18 protein-coding genes are annotated in these 23,868 nt (G+C 58.8%); 9 read left to right on the forward strand and 9 right to left on the reverse strand.

The window, feature by feature from the left end; genetic code table 11:
• The first annotated feature begins 120 nt into the window (after positions 1-120).
• Positions 121-630, forward strand: a complete 510-nt coding sequence (locus tag NKH12_RS11810) for a hypothetical protein (RefSeq protein WP_352953267.1) — start codon at positions 121-123, stop codon at positions 628-630.
• A 580-nt stretch (positions 631-1,210) separates the two neighbouring features.
• On the opposite strand, the gene NKH12_RS11815 is transcribed toward NKH12_RS11810, so the two are convergent.
• On the reverse strand, positions 1,211-1,921 hold the full coding sequence (locus tag NKH12_RS11815; protein ID WP_352953268.1) for a helix-turn-helix transcriptional regulator: 711 nt from the start codon (positions 1,919-1,921) through the stop codon (positions 1,211-1,213).
• A 317-nt stretch (positions 1,922-2,238) separates the two neighbouring features.
• Here NKH12_RS11815 and NKH12_RS11820 point away from each other — a divergent pair, with 317 nt between their 5' ends.
• A complete protein-coding gene (locus NKH12_RS11820) occupies positions 2,239-3,924 on the forward strand; it encodes a PAS domain S-box protein (protein WP_352953269.1) in 1,686 nt (561 codons plus the stop codon).
• Between the two features lie 97 nt (positions 3,925-4,021).
• On the opposite strand, the gene NKH12_RS11825 is transcribed toward NKH12_RS11820, so the two are convergent.
• The gene (locus NKH12_RS11825; protein WP_352953270.1) at positions 4,022-4,696 is read right to left on the reverse strand and encodes a LuxR C-terminal-related transcriptional regulator; all 675 of its coding nucleotides are present in this window, start codon (positions 4,694-4,696) and stop codon (positions 4,022-4,024) included.
• 632 nt (positions 4,697-5,328) lie between these two features.
• Between NKH12_RS11825 and NKH12_RS11830 the strand changes: the two genes are divergently transcribed.
• The 6 genes from NKH12_RS11830 (at position 5,329) to NKH12_RS11855 (ending at position 11,533) form a co-directional block, all read left to right on the forward strand.
• A complete protein-coding gene (locus tag NKH12_RS11830) occupies positions 5,329-6,051 on the forward strand; it encodes a nucleotidyltransferase family protein (RefSeq protein WP_352953271.1) in 723 nt (240 codons plus the stop codon).
• 47 nt (positions 6,052-6,098) lie between these two features.
• A complete protein-coding gene (locus tag NKH12_RS11835) occupies positions 6,099-7,235 on the forward strand; it encodes a DegT/DnrJ/EryC1/StrS family aminotransferase (RefSeq protein ID WP_352953323.1) in 1,137 nt (378 codons plus the stop codon).
• Complete coding sequence (locus NKH12_RS11840) at positions 7,232-7,930, forward strand: sugar transferase (RefSeq protein WP_127208687.1); 699 nt, start codon at positions 7,232-7,234, stop codon at positions 7,928-7,930. The genes NKH12_RS11835 and NKH12_RS11840 overlap by 4 nt, the downstream gene beginning before the upstream one ends.
• A 75-nt stretch (positions 7,931-8,005) precedes the next feature.
• On the forward strand, positions 8,006-9,010 hold the full coding sequence (locus NKH12_RS11845) for an SDR family NAD(P)-dependent oxidoreductase (RefSeq protein WP_352953272.1): 1,005 nt from the start codon (positions 8,006-8,008) through the stop codon (positions 9,008-9,010).
• Complete coding sequence (locus tag NKH12_RS11850) at positions 9,007-10,284, forward strand: hypothetical protein (protein WP_352953273.1); 1,278 nt, start codon at positions 9,007-9,009, stop codon at positions 10,282-10,284. Before NKH12_RS11845 ends, NKH12_RS11850 begins: the two co-directional genes overlap by 4 nt.
• Positions 10,271-11,533, forward strand: a complete 1,263-nt coding sequence (locus NKH12_RS11855; protein ID WP_352953274.1) for a polysaccharide biosynthesis/export family protein — start codon at positions 10,271-10,273, stop codon at positions 11,531-11,533. The genes NKH12_RS11850 and NKH12_RS11855 overlap by 14 nt, the downstream gene beginning before the upstream one ends.
• A 37-nt stretch (positions 11,534-11,570) precedes the next feature.
• Here the strand turns inward: NKH12_RS11855 and NKH12_RS11860 are convergent, their stop codons facing one another.
• Together NKH12_RS11860 and NKH12_RS11865 are read right to left on the reverse strand one after the other, a co-directional pair.
• Positions 11,571-12,926 carry an HlyD family type I secretion periplasmic adaptor subunit gene (locus tag NKH12_RS11860; protein ID WP_352953324.1) on the reverse strand — a complete coding sequence of 452 codons (1,356 nt, stop codon included), beginning with the start codon at positions 12,924-12,926 and terminating at the stop codon, positions 11,571-11,573.
• Positions 12,927-13,002: 76 nt separating this feature from the next.
• Positions 13,003-14,745 carry a type I secretion system permease/ATPase gene (locus tag NKH12_RS11865; protein ID WP_352953275.1) on the reverse strand — a complete coding sequence of 581 codons (1,743 nt, stop codon included), beginning with the start codon at positions 14,743-14,745 and terminating at the stop codon, positions 13,003-13,005.
• 431 nt (positions 14,746-15,176) lie between these two features.
• On the opposite strand from NKH12_RS11865, the gene NKH12_RS11870 reads away from it, so the two are divergent.
• On the forward strand, positions 15,177-15,869 hold the full coding sequence (locus tag NKH12_RS11870) for a N5-glutamine methyltransferase family protein (RefSeq protein ID WP_352953276.1): 693 nt from the start codon (positions 15,177-15,179) through the stop codon (positions 15,867-15,869).
• A 172-nt stretch (positions 15,870-16,041) separates the two neighbouring features.
• Here NKH12_RS11870 and NKH12_RS11875 read toward each other — a convergent pair whose 3' ends face one another.
• The 5 genes from NKH12_RS11875 to NKH12_RS11895 are packed head-to-tail and all read right to left on the reverse strand — an operon-like array spanning position 16,042 to position 23,657.
• On the reverse strand, positions 16,042-16,308 hold the full coding sequence (locus NKH12_RS11875) for an acyl carrier protein (protein ID WP_352953277.1): 267 nt from the start codon (positions 16,306-16,308) through the stop codon (positions 16,042-16,044).
• A 54-nt stretch (positions 16,309-16,362) separates the two neighbouring features.
• Entirely contained in the window at positions 16,363-17,919 is a 1,557-nt protein-coding gene (locus NKH12_RS11880; protein ID WP_352953278.1) for a class I adenylate-forming enzyme family protein, read from the reverse strand.
• Complete coding sequence (asnB, locus tag NKH12_RS11885; RefSeq protein WP_352953279.1) at positions 17,916-19,937, reverse strand: asparagine synthase (glutamine-hydrolyzing); 2,022 nt, start codon at positions 19,935-19,937, stop codon at positions 17,916-17,918. Before asnB ends, NKH12_RS11880 begins: the two co-directional genes overlap by 4 nt.
• 4 nt (positions 19,938-19,941) lie before the next feature.
• Positions 19,942-20,925: an NAD(+) synthase gene (gene nadE / locus NKH12_RS11890; RefSeq protein ID WP_352953280.1), complete on the reverse strand. Its 984-nt coding sequence runs from the start codon at positions 20,923-20,925 to the stop codon at positions 19,942-19,944.
• Complete coding sequence (locus NKH12_RS11895; protein WP_502910781.1) at positions 20,922-23,657, reverse strand: AMP-binding protein; 2,736 nt, start codon at positions 23,655-23,657, stop codon at positions 20,922-20,924. Before NKH12_RS11895 ends, nadE begins: the two co-directional genes overlap by 4 nt.
• Positions 23,658-23,868: the final 211 nt, after the last annotated feature.

Consider the following 23,868-nt stretch of genomic DNA (forward strand, 5'->3'; position numbering starts at 1 on the left):
CAATGGCCACCCGAACAGCCAGATCGACGACCTGCTGCCCTGGGCCTACATCCCGGCTCCCGAACTCAGGGCCGTGGCCTGAGAACAGCGCTTACAATATATCTTTCGACGTCCCTTTCCATGATCAGAATGCTTCCGCCAAAAAAACGAATATGGCGTGCCCGGCTCTGGCAATATCTATTGAAGCTTTCGCGCTGGTGGGATCAAGCGAAGCAATCTAGAGATGTAGAAATATTCGATCAGGGCTATGTCCAAGCGATTGCGTCGCTCGCAATGTCCAACGGAACCGCAGACAATGTCGCGCTTGCAAAGGCGCTCAGCCTAGCGCCAGTCGCCGATATCACGCTCCGAGTTGTGGTGCCACAAGCGATCGTGGAGACACGCTTGCTGCAGCGGATGGAGCATGAACCGCCTGCAGAGCGAATTTTCGAGCCAGATTTCGATACGAGCATGCGCGCTTTTGGGATGTTTCAAACCATAAATGACATCCTCATGCAATCGAATCGAAGAATAATTCCAATCGAAACGCTCAACAACCAATCATCGTTAGAGAGCATTCAGTCAGTCGAGCAGGAGATAATCTCGAAGATATTGCATACCGGAGGTGGACCAGCGGCCAAACGCGGCTAAACGCGGCCATGAAAGGCTCGACGCTGACGCAAGCGATATAGCGATCCGAAGTCCACCCGAGTCTCCGCGGCCGCCATTGCTCCAGCGGATGTAGTTTTGCCCCACAATGGAGACATGGGCCGGAGCTTTGGCTGCGCCAGCCATCTTCGCTCTTTGATCTACATCGGTGGTGCGGGGTTGACCAGCTTGGGCGCAGTTGTCGATTGCGCTGTAGTCAGGTTTGCTCTGCAAAGGTCGCCGGCGGCGGCGACACTGTTTGGCATGATCCGCCGCTCTGACCTTTTTCTTTTCAGATCCTGCTCGCAAGGAACTTGAAATCAGTCAACTTTTTGGCATGGCAGCAGTGCAACTGTTGGCCCCAAGCGTCAGCGACGGGGTCTCTAACGGGATAACACGTTCAAACCGAATTCGAAGGGCAACCTACATGGAACAGTTCCAAATTCCGGTTGCCTGAATCCTGGTGGAGGCGGCGCCCGGATCCAGAAAAGTGGAAACCGGTTTTCGGGACGATCATGGTAAAAATAAAATTAGAGTTCCATCCCGATTCTATCGGGATGGAACATGCTCTAGGCGGCGGCCTTTATGGCAAGACCGAAATGCGGCCCAGAAGAGCCACCAGTTCCGCCTGACGTCTCGTTTCGGTTTTGGCGAACAGCGAAGCAAGCTGGGAGCGGATCGTGGTGCGGCTGAGGCGCCAACTGCGGGCGATCTCCAACGGCGCATCGCCCTGAGCCAAGCGCAGCGCAAGGTGCGTTTCCGCGCTCGTCAAGCCAAACATCTTTTGCAACGTCTGAGGATTTGGCCCCGACCTGTTCTCACGGTCCAGCAATGCCACAATGCTCGTTCCGTCAGGAGCGACAAGGCCGTTCTCTTTCAGTATCACTGGCCTGTCGCCTCTGCTGCGGATCACCACCCAAGACAGTGAACCCGGCAGGAAATTAGCCGGAACATTTGCGATCAGTCGTCTTAAGGCTATCGAAAGTTCACTGGCTGTATCAGCCGCTTCGCCCTGGCGCTCCAGCGTGGTTTGAGCGGCTGCGTTCCATTCGACTACTTTTCTTTCGCGGTTCAGTACGAGATAACCACAGCCGATGCGGTCAAGCATGCCGGTGATGGATTCCAGGCTGCGTCTTCTTGGTTCGTCGACCCCCGCGTCCGGTCGATCTGATGCACGAGCTAAAGGATAGGCATATGTGGGTCGCATCATCTGCGCGTCGGGATTATACTTGGCCTCGATTGTAATGTATCGTTTGCCCGCAACGACATCGCTGTGTCTATCGATCAGAGTCATTTTTCAAGCTCCCCAAAGTTTCACGGCCCGAAATAAGTTGTTCGGGATTTACAAACAGTCTTGTATGCATAGGGCTCGCAAATACGGGCCCTATTACGTTGAAACTCGATATATTCTGAGGAGTTCTGACCAAGTCATGCCTCCCCCCGTCTGATAAAATGCGCGCTGGGATAGTGGTATGGCAATCCGGCAGTTGGACTAGGTTGTACGTTTTTTGCTCTAGTCTCGACGGCCTAGTCAAAAGGTTGTAGTCTACGCCCATGAACTCGCAGTCGCGCAGGTCGGATTCGAACCCATCAGGCAGACTGCTAACTCATATGGCCTCCGCATTGGTACTGGCGGCTACACTGATATTTGAAACAAAAGCGTCAGTATATATTGGGGAAGGGTCGAGTTTTCTGGAATTTATTCCAGCTATTATAATCATTTCCTACCTTGAAGACCGTGGGCCTGCGCTTGCGGCGACAATCCTGATGGTGGCTGCCGGCCTGTGGGCACGAAGCACCCTGCATGGTCAGATATCCAGCGAAGATTGGGCGCGCGCCATTCTGCTTGTGGTTTCGGGCGGCGTGATTGCCATGACGTTTCATCGGCTGCGGCAGGACTTACGTGAGCTGCTGGAAGTAGCAGAAGCCAGACTCGCTGCCGTCGAAGCTACCGAAAGCCGCTACCGTTGGGCTTTCGAACGCGCCGCCATGGGATTCGCAAACACCAACGAGAAAGGTGAGCTGCTGCAATCCAACAGACGCCTCAGTGAGATGACTGGCTACGAGGAGGAGGAGCTTGCCCAATTGCGGCTCGAGACACTCGTTCATCCGGACGACCGTGATGCCTTGGAGCAGTTGCTGGCGGGCCTGGGTAACGACTCTGCTTCGTTCGCTTCGGAGGTGCGTCTGTTAAGAAAGAACGGTTCGGCATTCTGGGCGCGGCTAACCCTGTCTTCATCCATGCCCGACGGAGTTCTCTCAGAGAGCATCTTCGTGGTGGTCGACGATATCTCGGAACGACGAGCCGTACACGAAGCGCTTCGGGCTCAGAAGGAGTGGCTGGATCTCGCTTTGTCTGCTGGACGCCTGGCGACGTGGCGGATCGATCTTAAAGACGGGATCGTCACCGGCTCGGGCACGTTCTGGGACATTCTCGGCCTGCCCCCGGCCGCTAGCCGCCGTTTGGACGAACTGTCAGCCGTCGTTCATCCGGCGGACTGGCCAAAGCTGGTAGCATCGAGAAAGCTCGCATCAGTCACGAACTACGACGTCGAGATTCGCGTCCGACGACCGGACGGACATATCCGCTGGGTTGCCTTGCGCGGAAGGGAAGAGAAATACGATGATCGTCTACAGCGGCTCGGCGTGGCCGCCGACCTGACCGAGCGACGACAAACCACGCTGCTGCGCGCCGCGGCAAAAAAGCGCGAGCGCATTATGCTCGAACAACGCCACAGGTTCAGCAACTTATTCCCTGTGATCACGGCGCTGGTGAACATGGTCGATGTTCCCGAGAACAATGTCGCCAGATACAAGGAGACGCTCATCGACCGGATTCGTGCGCTCGAAGCAACGCATCTGCTGCTTTCACGCAACGGCAATGCGTCGGGGATGCTCCACGATCTCGTTGTTCAGGAGTTGCAGCCGTATATGGGAACACGCGACATATCGGTCAGCGGTCCTTCCGTTGTGATATCAGGCGGCGCCGCCGAAAGCTTTGGGATGGTTGTTCACGAGCTTGCGACCAATTCCTTGAAACATGGAGCGCTTGGCGATTCAAAGGGCCGGGTCGAGGTAAATTGGACGTTCGCGTCTGAAGACGCAGGTAGTGACATCGTGTTCGAGTGGGTGGAATCGGGGCGGCGGCGGACTTCAAAAGTTGTCCGTCATGGCTTCGGTTCCATGATAATCGGAGTGGATGGCGCGCCGCTTGTCGGTTACTCGCCCAAGCTGGAAATGTCGGATCACGGGCTGCGATATTCGCTGCGGCTGTCGCGCAAGGAAATCGGCCTATAACGCATTGGCGCAAAAAACCGGGCTCGTTTCTAGAAGCCATAATGCGAAGATTCAAAGTTTTAGAGCGTCCCTTGCGCGCCCAACAGGACGCGGCGCTCTAGTTGATATCCCTCGTTAGCCAGGTCTTCAGCATAACGGCAGCCTCTGTCCGATTCCGTACCCCAAGCTCACGCAGAACCGCAGCGGCATGGATTTTCGTCGTCGCTTCGGCGATTTCCAGATCGCGCGCAATTTCCTTATTCGAATACCCTTCCGCCATCAGCTTGAGGACCTCCTTTTGCCTCGAGGTCAGCCTGCCAAGATTGCCACTGGTGGTACGTCGGTGGGGGATATGCTCGGAGGGAGTAGGTACGTGAGTTGCTTGCGCGGCGCCGGGGCGCGACAGAAGTGCAGGGACGTAGATGCGGCCCGAGAGGATTTCGTTGACGGCCATAACGACCTCCTCGTCTCTCTGCGACTTTACAATATAGCCGTGAAGGCCGATCGACAGAGCCGTGAGTATCTCCGAGCGTGAATCATTCCCGGAAACGATCGCGAAGCGTGTATCCGGATAAGCCGACAGAATGCCGCTGAGCACTTCCTGATTGAACAATCCCGGCATGTTCAGGTCCAGGATCGCAAGATCAACTGACGCCTGTTCCGCCAGCAGACTGAGTACGGCATCGAAACACGACGCCTCAAATATTTCCACACCTGGAATGCCTGCGGTCAGTGCCAATCGCAAGCCACGACGATACAAGCCGTGATCGTCGGCGATGACGATTCGATACATTGAACTACCCCAACGAATCCTGGAATGATTGAACGGTGATGGCCTTGAAGTCATGGCCGACCACTCGTCGATTCATCCAGTCAACACCTGCGATGCCCCAACACCGCAAGCGTCAGATTGCTAATATAATCCCAAATAACGGGAAACGCTCCTCTTATTTTTGAAACCCGCGAACGGAGCCCGCTGACCTGTCGAATATCCGTTCTCGGCGTCCAAGACCCGTGTCCCAACAGCTCGCGTTGATGCCGATACAGCGCAATCGCCGGGTTGTCGTGGGTCGTTCCGGCGATTGATGGATGCTAGGCTCATGTAAGCACTCATTCGGGTTTGTCGGTCTTGTGGCCCCAAGCTGATCGGCTAAGAACTGATCGCTGAAGCGAGCTCCGAGCCTGCCTCTGCGACAGGCGCCAGCCTTCGTCGATCAGCACGGTTATTGAATACCAGAATGTCTGAATCACTACCATTCGAATGCACGACGACACCCCCCCGACGGCCACATACCATCTAGCTACAATGTCCGGATCAGGGCCGGCGGGAAACCTCACCGGTCCTTTAAGAGAACAAGAACGCGGCTTTCCGGATGCTGTGGCTGTAACGATGGCGTTCAGGTCGAGTGAACATGGGAGGACCAGATGAAAGCAGTGATTCAATGTGGTGGAATGGGGACACGCCTTCGCCCCTTCACATCGATCTTGCCGAAACCGCTCATGCCGATCGGTGCTCGACCGGTTCTTGAGATGCTTCTGAAATGGCTGCGACGCAATGGCATCCAAGAGGTCTACATCACAACCGGGTATCTCGGCCACTTAATCCGCACCGTATGCGGAGATGGCTCGCAGTGGAACCTGAAAATTCGATACACGCAAGAGATGGAGCCGCTCGGCACCATCGGACCGCTCTCCTTGATCAGAGACGAGCTGACAGAACCATTCATAGTCCTCAACGGCGATGTCCTTACCGATCTAAGCCTCAGTCGATTTGTGGCAGCGCACCGCAAGCACACCGATCCGGTGACGATCGCCACAGCCTGCCGCCTGATCAAGATGGACTTCGGCGTCATAGATGAAGTCGACAACACCGTGCAGGTCTTTCGCGAGAAACCGACGCTTTCGCACTTGGTCAGCATGGGAATCTACTGCATGAATCCAGACGTTCTGCAGTTTATTCCATCTGGCATTCCCTTCGGGTTTGACGACCTGATGCTGCAGATGATGCAGAACGGTACAACTGTCCACGTGTACAAGCATGATGGTCTCTGGCTCGATATCGGGCGCGTCGACGATTTCCAGAATGCACAAGCCATTTCCTGGGAAGACCAATCGGCCTCGATCGAGGTCACTGCCACGGCCGCATGACGAGATCGCCAAGCCGATCCCACAGTCCAACAGTCTAGGAGGTTATGATGCTCTTGGTCAGTGCCCCAATTTTGGGTGTGCCGGAGAAGGCAGCTTTGTCCAAGGTCATCGATAGCGGCTGGCTGACCATGGGAGAGCAGGTGAGAGCCTTTGAAGAGGCTTTTGCCCACATGCATGGTGCAGAGGATTGCGTCGCGGTCAATTCTTGTACTGCGGCGCTTCATCTCATTCTGCATGCACTCGGTATCGGACCAGGCGACGAAGTGCTGGTCCCGTCGCTGACCTTCGTGGCGACCACAAACGCGGTTCTCTACGTCGGTGCCACTCCGGTCTTTGTCGACATCGAGTCGGCCGACGTGCCGCTGATGTCGATCGTTGAAGCTGAAGCGCGATGCACCACACGCACCAAGGCGGTCATTCTCGTACATTTCGCCGGCTATCTCGCCAATCGGGAAGAATGGCAGAGGTTCGCCCGTGCCCGAGGGCTGCAGATCATCGAAGATGCCGCGCATGCGCCCGGCCTGAAGGAGGTAGGTACATTTGGTGCCGCGGCCGCCTTCAGCTTCTATGGCAACAAGAATATGACCACAGCGGAAGGTGGGGCCGTGATTGCCCGAGATCCCAAGCTGCTTGAGACAATCCGCCAGGCCCGTGGGCACGGCATGACCACGGGAACACATCAGAGGCTGAACAGTCGCACGCCGCAGTACGATGTCACCATGCTTGGATTCAACTATCGCATGGATGAAATGCGCGCTGCAATCGGACTGGTCCAGCTGCAGAATTTGCAGGAGTGGAACGAGATCAGGCGTATTCTGGTCATGCTGTATCGACGTCTGATCGCAAAACATTGTCCGGCCGTGACAGTTCCGTTCCACGAGCCGCGGACGTCCGCCTATCATATCATGCCCGTCCTTTTACCGCGTTACGCTGACAGGCAAGACGTCATCGATGAATTGCGCAGGCAAGGAATACAAACCACCATCCACTATCCGCCGGTGCACCAGATGACGCTCTATCGCGAGCTTTTCCCCGGCACATATTTGCCGCGGACAGAGGACTTTGCCCAGCGTGAGCTCACGGTGCCACTGCATCCCCAGATCACCGCGCCTGTCGTCGAATCAGTGGCGGCCGCTCTTGCCGCTGCAGTCCACAGTTGCGCCCAAGCAGGAACAGCAGCATGAATGCCTTGGATTTATCCATCCATCGATCTGTTGTCTCAAGCGCCGCCCATGGGTTTGCGAGACGAGCAATCGATCTCGTGATCGCTACAGCAGCCGCCATAGTCTTCGCTCCGCTGATGCTGGTGATCGCTCTCGCGCTCTTACTGGAAGGCGGCCGGCCCATCTTCTTTACGCAGACCCGCGTGGGGGCCGGGGGGCGGCCGTTCCGCATGTACAAGTTCCGCAAATTCGCGGTGCGATGCGATCCCGGTGGCTTGGCGCTGACCATGGCCGGCGACAGCCGCATGACGAGAATAGGTCGGTTCCTCGCCCTCACCAAGTTCGACGAGCTCCCACAACTGTGGAATGTCTTCAGAGGCGAGATGGCAATTGTCGGGCCGCGGCCGGAGAGCCTTGTCTTTGCCGATTGTTTCCGTGGTGGCTTTGAGGCTGTTCTGCAATACAAGCCGGGCTTGTTGGGTCCGGCCCAGGTTCTCTTCCGGCATGAGGCCAAATTCTATCCGCGATCCGCGGATCCGGTACTGTTCTACCGCGAGGTTCTGTTTCCTGCCAAGGCCAGGATCGACCTCTCCTACTATCCGCAGCGGACGATAGCCGCTGACATCATCTGGATGATGCGCGGCTTTCTGGCGGTTCTCGGCTTGGTCTCGCGGCCGCCGGTCGGCCTGGTCTCGCCGCCACCAATCGGCATGTGAGACCATGCTTGGCATGGCCACGCTCTGGTGAATTCGCAAGGTCAGCGCTTCACGTCATAGGGGGTACGTTTAGTCATGAACTACAGGGGTAGGAAAGTTCTGGTAACGGGTGCTGATGGGTTCATCGGGTCGCATCTCACAGAAGCGCTCGTCCGTAGTGGGGCGGATGTCACGGCGCTGGCCCTCTACAATTCCTTCGACAGTCATGGTTGGCTGGATGATTTGCCGGACACCATTCGAAGCCAGCTGAACCTCGTCCGCGGCGACGTTCGCGACAGCGCGTTCCTGAGCCGGATCATGCGTGGCCAGGCCGTTGTGTTTCATCTCGCCGCACTCATCGCGATTCCATACTCATACGCGGCCGCCCAATCCTACGTGGAGACCAACATCCTGGGCACAGTGAATGTCCTCGAAGCGGCGCGGCAATGGGAGACAGAGCGTGTGGTGCACACCTCGACCAGCGAGGTCTATGGCACCGCACAGACCATGCCTATCCGCGAATCCCATCCGCTGCAGGGCCAGTCACCATATTCGGCATCCAAGATCGGCGCGGACATGATGGCAGAGTCCTACGCCAGGTCGTTCGACGTCCCCGTCGTGATTATGCGACCGTTCAATACCTACGGCCCACGTCAGAGTGAGCGGGCCATCGTGCCGACCATCATAAGGCAGGCTCTCGACAAAAATTGCCCGGCGATCATGGTCGGGGACACAAGTCCGGTCCGCGACCTTACTTTTGTGGAAGACACTGCGGCGGCATTCCTGACCGCAGGTTCGGCCGAGCTCGAATTCGGCCATGCCTACAATGCCGGAAGCCAGCGCGCTGTGACGGTCTCCGACGTATTGGATCTGGTGCTCGAGTTGAGCGGCTCCAAGAAACCGGTCCACCGCGACGAACGCCGTCTGCGGCCGCAGAATTCCGAAGTCCGTGCCTTGCTAGCCGATTCTTCGCAACTCGAGACGAAGACCGGATGGCGGGCGCAGACCAGCCTGCGGGAAGGATTGGAGCGGACCATCGGATGGTGGCAGGCGCGCCTCAGCGAAGGCCGCGTACGCCGCGAAATGGGTTATATGACATGACCTTCTACCAGCGTGCATCGGCTCTGCTGTTGATTGCCGTTGCCATGTCGTTGGGTCTGCCCGCGGCCGGAAGCCGGCAAAGCAGCGAGCAGACACAATTTGTCGCGCCGGTGATGATGGATCTGCCCGACTATCTGCGCCCAGTGACGGATCCGGCGTTTGGGACAATGTTTACGCGCATTACCAAGCCAGGAGTGCTTGGCAATGGTGTCGCGTGCGAGAACAAGTATTGCAGCCACCGTTATTCGAGTGCTCAAGCCTGGAATTCAGACCAGAGCCTTCTCATCATCACCAATGGCTGTAGCGGCGGCATGTGCTTTTTCGACGGGCATACATATGCCCCGCTGTTCCGACGCGCTCGATCGACTGAATGCGAATGGCACCCTGAAAACGCCGATCTGATGATCTGCGTTCAGGGACGGCAAGTATCAACCTGGGCGCCACGGACCAATCGCGAAGACGTCCTGTTTGTTTCGACTGAGCATCACGATTTCCATTTCGGGCCGGGCAAGGGCAACCCAAGCCGTGACGGTGACCGCATAGCCGTGCGCGCGGTGCGTAAGAATGGTGATGCGGTGGTCTTTGCCTACGATCTCAAGCGGCGGCGGAAATTCCCGGACATCGAACTTGAGCATATTGGCGGAACCAACGGTGCCTGCTCGATTTCTCCGCTCGGAACCAACATTCTATGCCTTCAGGAGATAACAAGAGACGTCGAACAGGGCTTCATTTTCAGTGTCGAGGGCACTTTGCTCCAAAGGTGGGTGGAACATCACCGGCCCGGACACGGCGATATGACAGTCGATGAAGACGGCAGCGAAGTCTATGTCGGCATCAGCAAGTCCGATCCGGACAAGTTTCAGGTGATCAAGCGAAGGCTGTCCGACGGCAGGGTCACCCCGCTTACGAAATATGGCGAAGCTATGCATGCATCTCTGCGTGCGCTGGACAGGCCTGGCTGGGTGTTCCTGACCTATGGCGGCGATCCGGACGAAATATCGGCTCACCTGGACTGGGCGCCATATGCACAGGAAGTGATCGCGCTGCGCATCGATGGCAGTGGCGAGGTTCGCCGCATCGCACAAACGAGAAGCACTCAATTAGACTATCGAAGCGAGAGTCATGCCTCGCCGTCGCCTGACGGCTCGCAGGTAATCTGGTCGAGCAACTGGGGCGTGGCCGGCGGGCCAGTCTACGACTTCGTCTCCCGTGTCGATTGGCCGGAAGAGTCGACGTTGAACCGGAAGGAGATTGTCACCAATGGTCTTCACTAATCGAATCCTACTTGCCGCGCTTGGTATCCTGGCTGCGATGGGTATGGCTGCCGCAGCGGAGACGCGGGTCGCATATCGACTTTCCGCCGGCGATACCGTCGAGATAGGAATTGCCTCCATCCCGGAACGGACGCAACGTGTCATGGTTCAAATGGACGGCACGATCGCGCTTCCCGAAGTCGGCATGGTTTCGGTCGGCGGCCTCACTCCCGCCGAATTGCAGACACGCATGGAGACGATCTTGACTACCAAGATATTTCACCAGCGTCTGCCCGATGGGCGGGAGCAAATGATCGTCGTCAAGCCGAGCGACGTCACCGCCGTGATCGCAGAGTATCGCCCGATCTATGTGACCGGCGACGTACTCACTCCCGGGCAGCAGGCTTACCGACCGCTCATGACCGTGCGGCAGGCGATCGCCGTGTCTGGCGGTTTCAGCCTCCTGCGGTCGCGGGCAAACCAGGTTGGCCCAGATCCGGTGGATCTGCGGCGTGACTATGAATCGGCCTGGGGGGAGTACACCAGAGACTATTTTCATAGCGCCCGCCTGCGCGCCGAACTTCAGAACCAGGCGAATTTCGACATGAAGGCACCACAAGGGTCACCCTTGTCGGCCGCTTTCGTTTCGGCAATCACCCAGGCTGAAGCAGAAGGGCTCAAGATTTCCCTGGACAACTTCCAGCAGGAGCAAAGCTACCTTGAACAAAGTGCCAAGGCTGCTGCGGCGCAGATCGAGGTGCTGCTCAAGCGCGAGAAGGCCGAAGCCGAGGCAGTGAAAGCGGACGAGGAAGACCTGGCACGAATAACGAAAGTGCATAAAGCAGGCAATCTGACCAACGATAGACTCGCCGATGTCCGGCGCGGTGTGATTCTCTCTTCCAGCCGGGCGCTCGAAACGTCGGTTGAGCTCATGAGAACACGACGCCAGCAGGATGATTTTGTCAGGCAGCGCGAGCGCAATGACAACCTGAGAAGGATGGCTCTTTTGACTGAGCTGAAGGATACCAACGTGCGTCTTGCCGACATCACCGCAAGACTTCGCGCCGCCAGCCAAAAGTTGCAGCCCACGGGGGCGTCCGCCCAGCCACTGCCAGTTGCCGGCGAGACCATCCAGGCTCAGGTCACGATCATCCGCAAGGTCGGTGAGGAATGGCGCAAACAGCCGGCCGGAGAAGACACCGAGGTATCACCGGGTGACACGATAGAGGTAAGGTTCGGCAGCGGTCTCGAGACCGCCGCGACCCGATAGACTGCTGCACCTTGTTCTGTCGCGATTGCCGATTGCGTTACTGTCTGAAAGCTCTGGAAACCTGGTCGGTAAAGGGTTTCAGCAAGTAGGACCATACATTGCGCTCGTCGGTGCGTATGTGAACTTCGGCGGGCATGCCGGGTTTGAGGATTTTCGCTCCCGTCAGGCAGGTCGCCGCATTTTCGACGTTGATGCGTGCCGAGAAGTACGAAAGCTGGCGTTGCTGATCTTTGATCAGATCTGCAGAGATGCGGTTGACCGAGCCTTGGCAAACAGGTGTCGTCCCTGCGTCGAAAGCCGGAAAGCGAATTGAAACCCGCTGTCCAGGACGTACATCATCGATACGCTCTGGAGAAACGAGCGCATCCACGACCAGGTTGTCGGCATCAGGCACAATCATCATGAGCACTTCTCCGGGGGCAATCACGCCTCCGATGGTGTGGGTTGAGGATTCTTGTACCGTTCCCGACTGTGGAGCGCGAATATCTGTCCTGGCGAGTTCGTCTTCCGCCACGACCTTGCGCTCATTGAGTTCAGTCTGCTTGGCTTCCGTCTCGCGCAGTTCGCTCGTTACCTCGCTCCGCATTTGCTCATCGAGCTGAAGCACCTGCAGGTCAGTTTCACTGATGCGCGCTTGAACCTCTGCGATTGCTGCGACAAGCCGTCCTGACTCGCCGCGAGTCCGGCTCTTCTCCAAGCTGATAGTGCTCAGCCTCTCTTTAGAGACCAACTTCTTTGAGTAGAGAGACTCGACGTCAGCAAGGTTCAGCGTCAGCAGGTCCAAGGACTCATCCATCGCCGCCTGCTGCGCTTTGAGGCCATCGATCTGACGTTCCAATTGCTTCGAGCGGCTTTGCAACTGTGCCTTCTGGCCAGCTAGCGCCGCGGCACGGCTTTCGAACACGGCGCGTTCGCCACGGACAAGTGACGCCAGTTGCGGGTCGCCCATCCGGGCTCGAACGGTGGGTGGAAGTTGCATTTCCGGCAGGCCCTGTCGCTCGGCCTCCAGCCGCGCCAGACGAATGGTGGCGCGATCGAGATCCTCGCTTACTATCTGCAGGTTTGCTCGTGTCAACGTGTCGTTCAGCCTGACCAACACATCGCCGGCACGCACATGGTCCCCGTCCTGGGCGAAGATGCCGCCGACGGTGCCGCCGGTCTGATGCTGGACTTTCTTTATATTGCTTTCGACCACCACGGTGGCAGGCGCAATCACCGCGCCGGCAATCTTGGTCAACCCCAGCCAGAGCCCTCCGCCGAAGATCAACAGCAAGGTGGTCGCCAGTCCCAGGATCAGATTGGCCCTGATACCATCCGGCTCTTCGATTGGATTGGTCCCGGTCTCTTGGCTTGCGTCTTGGCTTGCGCGAGCGACAGGAGCAAATGATGACAGGGTCACAGCAGACCTAAAGAGACGTGACAGGGTCACAGCAGACACGGAGCAAGACCTCAAGAGACGTAGCAACACCTCACGCATGGCCACTTGCACCTTGTTGCAACGGGACGACACTATTTTGCCGCGGGAATGGCCGGACAACATTTGCCAGAACGTCTTCGCGCGAGCCAAATGAATGGAGCATGCCATTCGACAAAACGAGCACCTGGTCGATGTTGGCGAGAGCTGACGGACGATGCGCAACAACAATCGCGATGCCGCCACGCTCGCGCACGGTCAGGATTGCCCCAGCCAGGGCAACATCGCCATCTGCATCCAGATTGGAATTTGGTTCGTCGAGAACGACAAGGAATGGATCGCCATAAAGCGCCCTGGCGAGCCCGACGAGCTGCCTCTGCCCAGCCGACAGGGCCGCTCCGCCTTCACCGATGCGCGTTTGGAAACCCTCCGGCAGCCGCATGATCATCTTGTCCACGCCCGCAGCCTTGGCGGCTGCCAGCACGCCCTTTGCGTCACTCTTGCCGCCAAACCTTGAAATGTTGTCTGCGATCGTTCCGTCGAACAGTTCGACGTCCTGCGGCAGGTAGCCGATATGGGTGCCGAGCAGCTCCGAATTCCATTGATCGAGCGAGGCGCCGTCCAACCTTACCGTTCCGCGAAGCGGCTTCCATGCCCCGACCAACGCACGCACGAGCGTCGTTTTGCCAGAGCCGCTCGGGCCGACGATCGCCAACCCCGCGCCGCTCGACAGGCGAAAGCTTACATTGACGAGGGTTGGTCTCTGCAGACTTGGCGGCGCGACCGTCAGTTCCTCGACCGCAAGCTGTGTCTGTGGGCGCGGCAGTTCCATAGGGTCTTTCTGGCTACCGAAAGCATCCAACGCTGCCGCCAGATCGGTGTAGCTTCGCCGGGTGGCCAGAAATCCTCTCCAGTTTGCGATTGCCACATCGACCGGCGCCAATGAGCGACCCAGCAAAATGGACGATGCGATGATCACGCCGGGCGAAGCCTCGCCGCCGATCACAAGGTAGGCACCCAGCCCCAGGACCGAGGATTGCAAGGCCATTCGGAGTGTCTTCGACAATGAACTCGCTGCGCCGACGACATCGGAGAGCTGTTCCTGGTTCTTGAGATAAAGATGGCTGATCTCATTCCAGCGCCGACCGAGCTGGGCGGAAAGGCCCATCGCCTGGACAACCTCCGCATTGCGGCGGCCGGAATCGGCAAGAAGCCGCTGTGCCACGAGCGTTTCAGACGCGCGCGCGGCGGGTTTGCGGGCAACGACTTCCGCGACTACCGTCAAAAGTACGACAGCAGCCGCGCCGATGGTTGCCAACACACCAAGCGAAGGGTGCAGCAGATAGATGACCACCATATAAAACGGAATCCAGGGAGCGTCGAAGACGACCGTCGGTCCCAGTCCGGAAAGAAATCCGCGCAACTGGTCCAGATCGCGAAGCGGCTGCACCCGGTTCGCATCCTGCCCAGCAGTAAGCGGCAGGGAAAGCGAGGCAGCGAACGCCTTTTGCTGCAGATCTCTGTGCAGGCGGCTGCCGATGCGGACCAACAGGCGAAGCCTGACGAAATCGAGGAGGCCATAGACAGCGTAAAGGCCAAGCATCCCGATCGTAAATCCGATGAGAGTCGGGATGCTCTGCGAAGGCAGCACGCGATCGTAGATCTGGAGCATGTAGACGGAGCCGGTCAGGGCGAGAACGTTTATCACTGCCGAGAAAACGCCGACGCCAACCAGTCCATGCATTGAGCCGAACATAGCGGAACGTAGATCGGGCGAGCGCCCTTGCGTTGACTTCATGATCTGCGATCTTTCGTGCGAAATTGCCGCGCGAACGTGTTGGTCATGTCGATGATGGGTAGACCCTCTTGCCTTGCGGGAAGCGGCTGCTTTCCGTTAGCTACTGAAACATTACGTTTTGCTTACGTATGTGCCTTTTGATTAAAATGTAGCAAAATCGTGACGCGGGACCGAGAATTCGGGAATTGGCTTTGCAAGGTTGGGGATAACCGGGCTGGGAACCCGGATATTTCCAATGATGGGACAATATTCCCAATCTTGCGACAGATGAGAGGGCTCATGATCACCTTTTGTTGCATCATGTCTTCAAACCTTAGGGCGGCGAGTGTTTTTCGATTTGCCCATCGAGAATTTAATGAATTTGAGATACACTTAATTGGGACGGAATTGTCGGACAACGGCACCGGCAATGTCAGGAAGGCGGGTCTGTCATGAGCGAAGAGATCAGTGTCGCCGAAGCCTACAGCAAAGGCCGCACCATCTTCATGGGGCTGGAGTTGCTCATCGCGCCCGGTGCGCTCGTTCCCCGGCCGGAGACGGAGTTGCTCGGCACGACCGCTCTCGATGTTCTGAGTCAAAGGAACCTGCCGGCGCCACGCGTCGTCGACATGTGCTGCGGGGCCGGCAATCTGGCGTGCGCCATCGCGCACTACGCTCCCACCGCGCGTGTCTGGGCGAGCGATCTTACCGATGGATGCGTCGAAGTCGCGCGCCGCAACGTCGCCCATCACGGCATGGCGGATCGCGTGTCCGTGCTTCAGGGCGACTTGTTCAGTGCTTTCTCGGGCTTGGAGCTTGATGGTACGATGGACGTGATCGTCTGCAATCCGCCCTACATTTCGGAAAAGCGGCTTGAGGGCGACCGCGCGCATCTGACGGAGCTCGAGCCGCGTGAAGCGTTTGCGGCCGGCCCCTACGGCCTGAGCATCCATATGCGTGTGATCAAGGACGCGCCGCGTTACTTGCGGCGCGGAGGCATCCTGCTCTTCGAGGTCGGCCTCGGCCAGGACAGGCAGGTCATCAGTCTGCTGGAGCGTTCCAAGACTTACGAGAACATCCGCGCGGTCACGAACGAAGCCGGCGAGGGCAGGGTGGTTGTGGGACATACCACTTCGCAAGCATGAGCCATGCCGCGACTGCGGCAGGCTCGGTGGCGCTGTCGGCGGCGTAAAACAGCTCTAGAGCAATTCCAGGAAAAGTGTGAAACGGTTTTCCGTCCGAATTGCGCAAAACAAAGAGATAGAGCGGTTCGGCGTTTCCGTGAAACGATGAACCGCTCTAGCCAGATGTCGGCAATCAGTTTTGCTTGCGGAGAACATATTGCGCAATTCCTTGGATGGAATCGAGGTTCTCCGGCAGGAGCTCGCTGTCTTCGACAGTGATGCCGAAGGTCTCCTCGATAAAGCCGATAACCTCGAGTACCCCTGTCGAGTCGACGATGCCTTGGTCGAGAAGGGACGTCTCGCTCTCCAAGGCGTCCGCGTCGGCTATGTAGAAATTCGACGCGAGGAAAGCGCGAATCTGGTCCTTGCAGGTCTCGGCTCTATCCTTGGTAGACAACATTGAATCCTCCTCCGATATAAGATGAATGCTGATTAATTTCATCCAGAAACCGCCTCATGACAGGGCCGTTTTTTTGAGTTTGCCCGTGTCTGTCATCGGTAGGCTGGGTACGATTACGATCGACTTCGGAACCATGAAGTTTTCCAATCGTCTCTGGCATTCTTTCTGCAACTGCCTTTCGCCGACGATTCTTCCTTGCTCGATCACGACGAAGGCTTTCACAGCTTGTCCGAGCAACTCGTCCGGAACGCCGATGACCGCGGCTTCCCGCACACCCGGAATATCCAGCAGCGCGTTTTCCACCTCCTTCGGCGCTATCTTCTCTCCTCGCGACTTTATGATCTCATCGCCGCGACCGATGAAGTAGAGGTAGCCTTCCGCGTCCATCCGGCAGTAGTCGCCGGTGTACAAGACCTGCTCGCCCGGCAACGGGCCGGGTTTGAGTTTTCTGGCCGTGGCTTCCGGCTTGCCCCAATAGCCCTTCATCACCGTCGCCCCGCGGATGACGAGTTGGCCAACGACATCAGGACCGACCGGCTTGTCATGCTCGTCGACAATCCACATTTCCGTGTTCGGGATGGCGACCCCGACGCTCAATGGCTTTCGCTCAAGGTCTTCCGGCGGCAGGTAGGTGCAGCGCTTGCATTCGGTGAGGCCATACATTGAATAGATGCGCGCATCCGGAAACAGGTCCTGAAGCATGAGAATGTGCTTGAGCGGCAGGGCAGCCGCAGTGTTCGTGACGTAGCGAATGCTCGAAAGATCGTGGTCTTTCAGCGTCTTGAGGTCAGAGAGTGCGGCGAAGATGGTCGGCACGCCGGGAAAACCTGTCACCCTCTCTTGCTTGATCAACCCGAGGATCTGCGCCGGGAAAGCGAACGAGCGTTCAAGCACCAGCCGACCGCCAGTGCGAAACGCCATGATCATCTGATACAGGCCGTAGTCGAAGGCGAGAGGCAAGACGTTGAGGATCACCTCGTCTTCGCACAGCTTCAGGTATGAAGCGATCGACGTGCACGCGGCAGTCATGTTCCTGTGCGTCAGCATCACGCCCTTGGGTTCGCCTGTCGATCCGGATGTGTAGATGATGGCAGCCAGATCGATATCGATGCAGCGGCGCGACGGCGGTGCGCTGCCGTCGACGGCAACCACGCTGTCCCAGCGCACGGCGTGCGGCAATCCTGTCAGATCGGCGCCGATGATCGGCCCGGAGACGATCACCCGGCGCAATGACGGGCAGTTGCGTGCCGGCTCTGTAAAGATCGAGTGCAGGTGCCTGTCCGTGATCAATGCCGTCGGTCGGCAATCGTTGAGCAGGTAATCAAGCTTGTCGCTCTTGGTGAGCGGATTGACGATGCACACCACGGCGTTCGCCTTGAGCACCGCCCAGAAGGCGACAACCGTCTCGACAGTGTTGTCGGCGAAGATCATCACGCGATCGCCGCGTGCAACCCCAGCCGCGGCCAGATGTTGCGCGACGGCGTTCGAGCGCGCTTCGAGCTCGCCATAGGTGACACGTTGCCCGCCGCACACCAGTGCCACCTTCTCACCGACCCGGCTGGCGGCGTGGGTGAGGTAGTCATGCAGCAGTGGTACGGCGCCATGCATCATGCCAGCACCTCTTCGCGATGCTCGCGGTCAACGTCGACGCTGAGCTCACCTAAGCGGGCCCCACCGGGACGGCTTGCGACAAACTGCTGGTAAAGGAGCTGGGTCGACAGCACGCCGACCAGCGCCATGTTGTCGGAGTTGGACAGATCGCCGCCGTTCGCCCTGTCTCGACACTTGTCCAGCAGGCGCGTGACCGACTTCGGATCGAAAACGTTCGCCTCGCGCAGCGCCGCCTCCGAAAGCGCTTCGCGGACATAGGCCGGAGCATCGTCGGCAACGAAGCAAAGCGCGTTGGGCGCCCGGTACGGCTGCTTCTTGCGGGCCACGATTTCCGACGGCACGATCGGTTCCGCCACCCGTTTCAACACGTGCTTTTCGTCGAGGACGCGCAGCTTGTAGGCAGCCGGAAGCGAATTCGCGAGCGTCACGAGTTCATCGTCCAGGAACGGGAAGCGCCCCTCGACGGAGTGGGCCATGAGCATCCTGTCCCCTTGCGAAGAAAGCAGGTATCCCGACATCAGCGTCTGGATCTCGATATACTGGTCCTGCGCGAGCGAGCCCCATCGCGAAAACTCCGCGGGCAGGCGGGCGATCAGCTCGGGCACGGCATTGCGGCGCTCGGACTCGGCGCGCATGTCGGCGGAGAACAATCGCTTGATGGCGCTGGTGGTGCGCCAGCGGGTGTCATGCGCAAAGCCGGGCGTGTCATAGGCCTGGATATCGCGCCCGAAGAACTGGCGCGCCATTGCTTGCTGATGTACCGGCGAGCGGCTGAGATAGGGATACAGGCGCTCCAGCAGCCGTGAGCGTCGTGTCGATGCGGGCTGGCGTCCCCAAAAGCGGCGAACCTTGCCTTCGCGGAACAGGTCATAGCCAGCGAACATTTCGTCAGCTCCTTCGCCGGTCAGCACGACTTTGATGCCCTGTTCTCGCACCAGCCTAGAGAGCAGGAACAGCGGCGCAGGCGCGGTCCTCAGGATTGGATGCTCGGTGTGGTAGATCACCTCGGGAAAGATCTCGGCGATGTCGCTGCGCGAAACCACCACCTCATGGTGCTCGCTCCCGGTCGCGCCAGCGACCAGACGCTGGAAACGGGTCTCGTCATACTCGGCGTCGGCAAAACGCAGGGAGAAGGTCTGGAACCGCTTGCCCGCGTAGCGCCTTCCCAGTGTGGCGACTAGCGAGCTGTCGAGCCCGCCCGACAGATAACAGCCGACCGGCACGTCGGCCTGCACGATCCTGAGCGCCGTCGCAGCCTCCAGGGCGCCGCGCACCTCCTCCACCGCGTCGTCGAGCGAGCCGGTGAATTCGTCACGACGGGGATCGGAAATTTCGGGATAGCAAGGCTTCCAGAACGCCCGCTCGCGAACGGTGCCATTGTCGTAAATGCGGACATGCCCCGGGGTGAGTTCGCTGATCCCCTGAAATACGCCTTGCGGCGGCACGACTGTCCAGAGCGTGAAAGTCTGATCGATGCCGGCTGGATCGAAGGCACGGGTTATATCCATGTCGGCCGCGAAAATGGCTTTCACTTCGCTGGCAAAGTAAAGGCGGCCGCCATGCTCGCAGAAATGCAAGGGGCAGATGCCAAACCGATCGCGCGATAACACGAGACGACCCGCCACGGAGTCCCAGATTGCGACCGCCCATTGCCCATTCATCCGCTCGAAGGCAGCCTCGCCCCACGCGCGATATGCATGGACGATGACTTCTGTGTCGCTATGGGTGCGGAAGCGGTGGCCGAGGGCGATCAACTTTTCACGCAGCTCGAGGTAATTGAAGATCTCGCCGTTGAAGACGATCCACGTCGTGTCGCCCGCGTCCGCGAGTGGCTGCTGGCCGGTGGAGAGATCGACGACGGACAGGCGGGCATGCGCCAATCCCGCGCGTTTGTCGCGGTAAAGGCCGCGCTCGTCAGGGCCGCGATGCGCGAGTGCGCCCACCATGCGCATCAGTGCCTCGCGCGAAGGAGGCGCCGCGTAGGCGCTTAGCGAGATGATCCCGGCGATGCCGCACATCCGGTCAGCCCTCGCCCATCGCAGTGGTCGGCAACGGCCGCGCGTGAAGATAGCGTGCGGCACGCCGTTTGCTGTCGATGTCTTTGAAGACTTTCTGAACCTGGGCCGCGGTGAGGCCGGCAGCTGCGGCGACCTCGTCGGCAGAAATTCCGTGGTTCAAGCCGTAGAGGCACAGATCCATCAGATGATAAGGCAGCGCGAAATAGAATTCCTCCTGACTCTGGGCCATGGAGAAAGTGTCCGTGGTCGGCGGCCGCCGCCGGATCTCTTCATCCACCCCAAGGTATTCAGCCAGCTGGTAGACCTGGGTCTTGTAGAGGTGGACGATTGGCATCAGATCGGCAATTCCGTCGCCCTGCTTGACGAAAAAGCCTTGGTCATGCTCCAGGCGGTTTGGCGTACCTGCCACGGCATAGTTGAGGCGGTCCGCATGGTAGTACTCGGTCATCTTGCGCAGGCGCTGCTTGTAGTTGGTTGCAGCAACGATCTGCAGATAGGCTGCCGGCGACAGACGCACCGTATCGGTCTTGCCCTCGGGATCCTGAACCGTGAGGCGTGTAATGTTGAGACCGTTGCTCTCGAGAACCGACGCGAGCACGAGCTTGCATTTCCAGCCGTCGTCATATTGGGGAACGACCGTCTGGATCGCTTCGATCTGTCGGCGATAGGCGCCGACGGCCTCAAGTGCTGGTGCTATGTCTTCCAGGATCGTATCGATGCCAAGCTGAGCTGCGACGCTGCGGCCAAGCCTTAGCGAATCGCCGGAGGAATGGCGCTCCGGCATGAATATCCCCAAGACCTTGTCTTTCCCAAACGCGCGTGCGCACAACGATGCGACAACGGAGCTGTCGATACCCCCGGAGAGGCCGACAACCACGCCACGACGCCGCAGCGTGCCAAAAACCTGCTCGCGCAGGATTTGAACGATGCGGTCGACCTCCGCGCGAGCATCAAGCACCAGCGTGCCCGTGCTGAATTGTGAGATCATGTCGATGGTCTGTACTCCCGTTTGCGAAGCTCACCCGCAGAATAGGTTTGCTCCAACGCCTTCTCGATGAGTGGGCGGTTGGTGGCGAGATGGGGCTCTGTAACGATATCGAAGTGACTGCCAACGACCGGAATCACATCCAGACGCACGAAAGCGCCATCCCACCCTATGGCCAGAGGCATTTTGGGCCGAGCGCAGCGGAAGAGGGTTGCAGTGATCGGCAGCGTCGGTCTGGGTCTCGCCAACCACTGATAGAAGGCTCGCCCTCGCAATTGGCCCTGCAGTTCCAGCTTGGTCCTGAAGCTCGTCGTGTTGAACCCGTCCTTCGCATAGCGATCGAGGATGCGGGCGAGCTGCGCCTCGAAGCCCATTTTGACAGCGACTTTTGCAACGAAGCGGCAAACCATCCGGTCCGCGGTGACGCGGTTGGTTCGGATCCGATTATATGTGCGGACAAACATCTCCCAATAGGTGCTGCGCTCGCCAAGGAGGCTCGTGTCGAGGATGCCCAGGAACTTCACAGTTCGCCCCGCGGCCAGCAGCCGCTCCGCAACCTCGAACGCGACGGCGCCGCCGAGCGAATGGCCGAGAAGTCTTATCGGACCCGTTGGCTGAGCGCGGCGGATCTGCTGAACCGCGCCCTCGGCGATATTTGCGACAGTGTTTGGTCCGCGCAATATCATAGCCAGGGCAGGATATCTGATGGGGACCACTCGTGCGATCTTGCCCATCGAAGACGCAAAGGCGGCAAAGCTTGGGCCATAGCCGGCGGATCCCGGGAGCAGGAATAGAATTGGGGGGTCGTGCTTTTGTACTTGCGTGCGTAGGGCGCTAGCTTGTGCCGACAGGACCGCCTTGACCATTTCGTCCGCGCTCATACCGATCGTGAACCCATCGAGACTGAGTTCCTGCCCGACGGCGTTTTCGATTTCCATGACGCATTGCAGCAGCTTCAGCGAATCTCCACCTGCGTCATCCCAGCGTCCTGCGGCGACGCGTGTATTAAGGATATTGTTCCAGGCATGCTGCACGATCCGATGGACGGTCAGTTCGCTCGTATTGGACGGCTGCGCGGCGGGGGCGATCTTCCTGGCTGAAAGATCGATCTCCGCAAGCGTAGCCATGTCGACCTTGCCGCCCGGCAGATGCGGAATCCCAGCGATCGTGTGGAGCCGCAAGGGACACAGCGGCGGCGGCAGCTTCGTTCTGACAAGCTGGCGAAGCTCGTCCGAAAAGGCTGGCCCCGCCCATGGCTGTGGGATGGCGAATGCAACAAGCTCGTTTGCCGCCGTCACGATAGCAACGGCATCTTCCACGCCAGGCGCGTTACGCAACACCCGTTCGAGTTCGGCTGGCTCGACACGCCGACCATTGATCTTTATCTGGCGCCCCTTGCGTCCGACGATCCGCAGCAGGCCATGACTGTCAAGTTGGACGAGGTCACCCGTCGCGAAGATCCGAAGATCCGGGTAATCCGGATCCGATTCCGCCGGCACGACGGCGCCATTCTCCCAATGGCCAAGCAGGACATACGGGCTTCTTATCAGGAGCTCTCCGCTCTTGCCCGGCTGAACGCGGCGTCCCTTTTCGTCGACAATCGCGAACGCGATTCCTGGAAGCGGCCAGCCAACCGGAACCGAGGCGCCTTCCTCCGGCCAGTCCTGCGGCAAGAACCATTGCGACCCTGTGGTCTCGGACGACGAGTAACCGATCTGGATGAGGCAAGTGCTCGAAACGACCTTGCGCAGCAGGGCGATATCGGTCCATGACACCGTCTCTCCCCCGATCCGGACCACTCTGAGCGAGCGGAAGGCGTCAGCAGGTTTGTCCGCCATGAGCGCGCGAAGCAAGGCCGGCACCAGATAGGTGACCGTCACGCCTTCGGATTCTACCAGGCGTTGGACCGCCCGCAGGCCGATGGCTTCGAGCTCGGCGAGATGCAAGGTGGCGCCGGTTAGAACGGCAGCGAGAATCTCCCGGCAACCGGCGATCGTGGCGGGCCCGGTCAAGGGCAGGAAAACATCGTCCGAATTGATGTGGCATGCGTCGACATATTGCTGAACCCGCCACAGCAGGCTGCGCTGGCTGTTGACGATGCCTTTGGGATGGCCAGTGCTACCTGAGGTGTAGAGTACTATCGCGGGCGCGTCGACCGAGACCGAACAGGACTGGGGTATCGGCTGGACTTGTGGCGTGATGCTGGTGGTCGCATCAATCCAGTGGACATCCTGAGCCAAACCGACAGGGCGAACATTGCCATCGCCTATGACCGCCGAGAGCCGCGCCGCAACAACAATCTCATTGGTTCGCGAGTAGGGGTCTTTCGTGTTGAGTGGCACGGAAGGCCGCCCAACCGCCATGCTCGCCAAGATAGCCACAGGGTACCAGGCCGAGTTGGCCTGAAGGATCCCGATCGCCTGTCCGGTGGGAACGACGGCCGCAATTCGGTGGGACAGCATCTCGACGGCTTGGACAAGCTGGGAATACGTCAGACGAGTGGTGCCGTCGCTGATCGCGAGTTTGTTAGGATGTTGCTTGGTGACGTCTCTCAGGTGATCGAAGACGGTAATGTTCGCAAAATCGACGCCCATACGTTGATGAGGGCGCAGTACAGGACCGCCCTGATCAAGTGCGTAATCCGGGACGTTTGACCACCTACGGGAGGCCGCGGGCTGACAATCGGCCCCTAGATCCAGACGCGCTTTTTCTGATCCCAAATATGCCGGAGACATGAGTTGCCCACGCTATGATTAAGGCCACTTATCGCCCCCGGCCGAAATCTTTTCATCGATCATTCTGATGATGCCGCGATCTTCGCCAGACGGCTGCGGTTGCTCACTTTGGCGTCATCTCGTGCTGCGGACGCTTCGCGTCGACGGAAGGCTCACGGCGCGCCTGACAACCGACCAGCAGCGCCGCTATTGGCTTAATTCGTGGTTTTTT

It is taken from the genome of Mesorhizobium sp. M1322 (assembly GCF_040318085.1).
Classification (GTDB): Bacteria; Pseudomonadota; Alphaproteobacteria; order Rhizobiales; family Rhizobiaceae; genus Mesorhizobium.

Bases quoted from the DNA above. Each gene is read 5' to 3' on its own strand.
- NKH12_RS11825 (WP_352953270.1), bottom strand. From the start codon at position 4,696: ATGTATCGAATCGTCATCGCCGACGATCACGGCTTGTATCGTCGTGGC.
- NKH12_RS11855 (WP_352953274.1), top strand. From the start codon at position 10,271: ATGGTCTTCACTAATCGAATCCTACTTGCCGCGCTTGGTATCCTGGCT.
- NKH12_RS11830 (WP_352953271.1), top strand. From the start codon at position 5,329: ATGAAAGCAGTGATTCAATGTGGTGGAATGGGGACACGCCTTCGCCCC.
- NKH12_RS11835 (WP_352953323.1), top strand. From the start codon at position 6,099: ATGCTCTTGGTCAGTGCCCCAATTTTGGGTGTGCCGGAGAAGGCAGCT.
- asnB (WP_352953279.1), bottom strand. From the start codon at position 19,937: ATGTGCGGCATCGCCGGGATCATCTCGCTAAGCGCCTACGCGGCGCCT.
- NKH12_RS11875 (WP_352953277.1), bottom strand. From the start codon at position 16,308: ATGTTGTCTACCAAGGATAGAGCCGAGACCTGCAAGGACCAGATTCGC.
- NKH12_RS11820 (WP_352953269.1), top strand. From the start codon at position 2,239: ATGGCCTCCGCATTGGTACTGGCGGCTACACTGATATTTGAAACAAAA.
- NKH12_RS11850 (WP_352953273.1), top strand. From the start codon at position 9,007: ATGACCTTCTACCAGCGTGCATCGGCTCTGCTGTTGATTGCCGTTGCC.
- NKH12_RS11865 (WP_352953275.1), bottom strand. From the start codon at position 14,745: ATGAAGTCAACGCAAGGGCGCTCGCCCGATCTACGTTCCGCTATGTTC.
- NKH12_RS11840 (WP_127208687.1), top strand. From the start codon at position 7,232: ATGAATGCCTTGGATTTATCCATCCATCGATCTGTTGTCTCAAGCGCC.
- NKH12_RS11810 (WP_352953267.1), top strand. From the start codon at position 121: ATGATCAGAATGCTTCCGCCAAAAAAACGAATATGGCGTGCCCGGCTC.
- NKH12_RS11845 (WP_352953272.1), top strand. From the start codon at position 8,006: ATGAACTACAGGGGTAGGAAAGTTCTGGTAACGGGTGCTGATGGGTTC.
- NKH12_RS11870 (WP_352953276.1), top strand. From the start codon at position 15,177: ATGAGCGAAGAGATCAGTGTCGCCGAAGCCTACAGCAAAGGCCGCACC.
- nadE (WP_352953280.1), bottom strand. From the start codon at position 20,925: ATGATCTCACAATTCAGCACGGGCACGCTGGTGCTTGATGCTCGCGCG.
- NKH12_RS11880 (WP_352953278.1), bottom strand. From the start codon at position 17,919: ATGATGCATGGCGCCGTACCACTGCTGCATGACTACCTCACCCACGCC.
- NKH12_RS11815 (WP_352953268.1), bottom strand. From the start codon at position 1,921: ATGACTCTGATCGATAGACACAGCGATGTCGTTGCGGGCAAACGATAC.
- NKH12_RS11895 (WP_502910781.1), bottom strand. From the start codon at position 23,657: ATGTCTCCGGCATATTTGGGATCAGAAAAAGCGCGTCTGGATCTAGGG.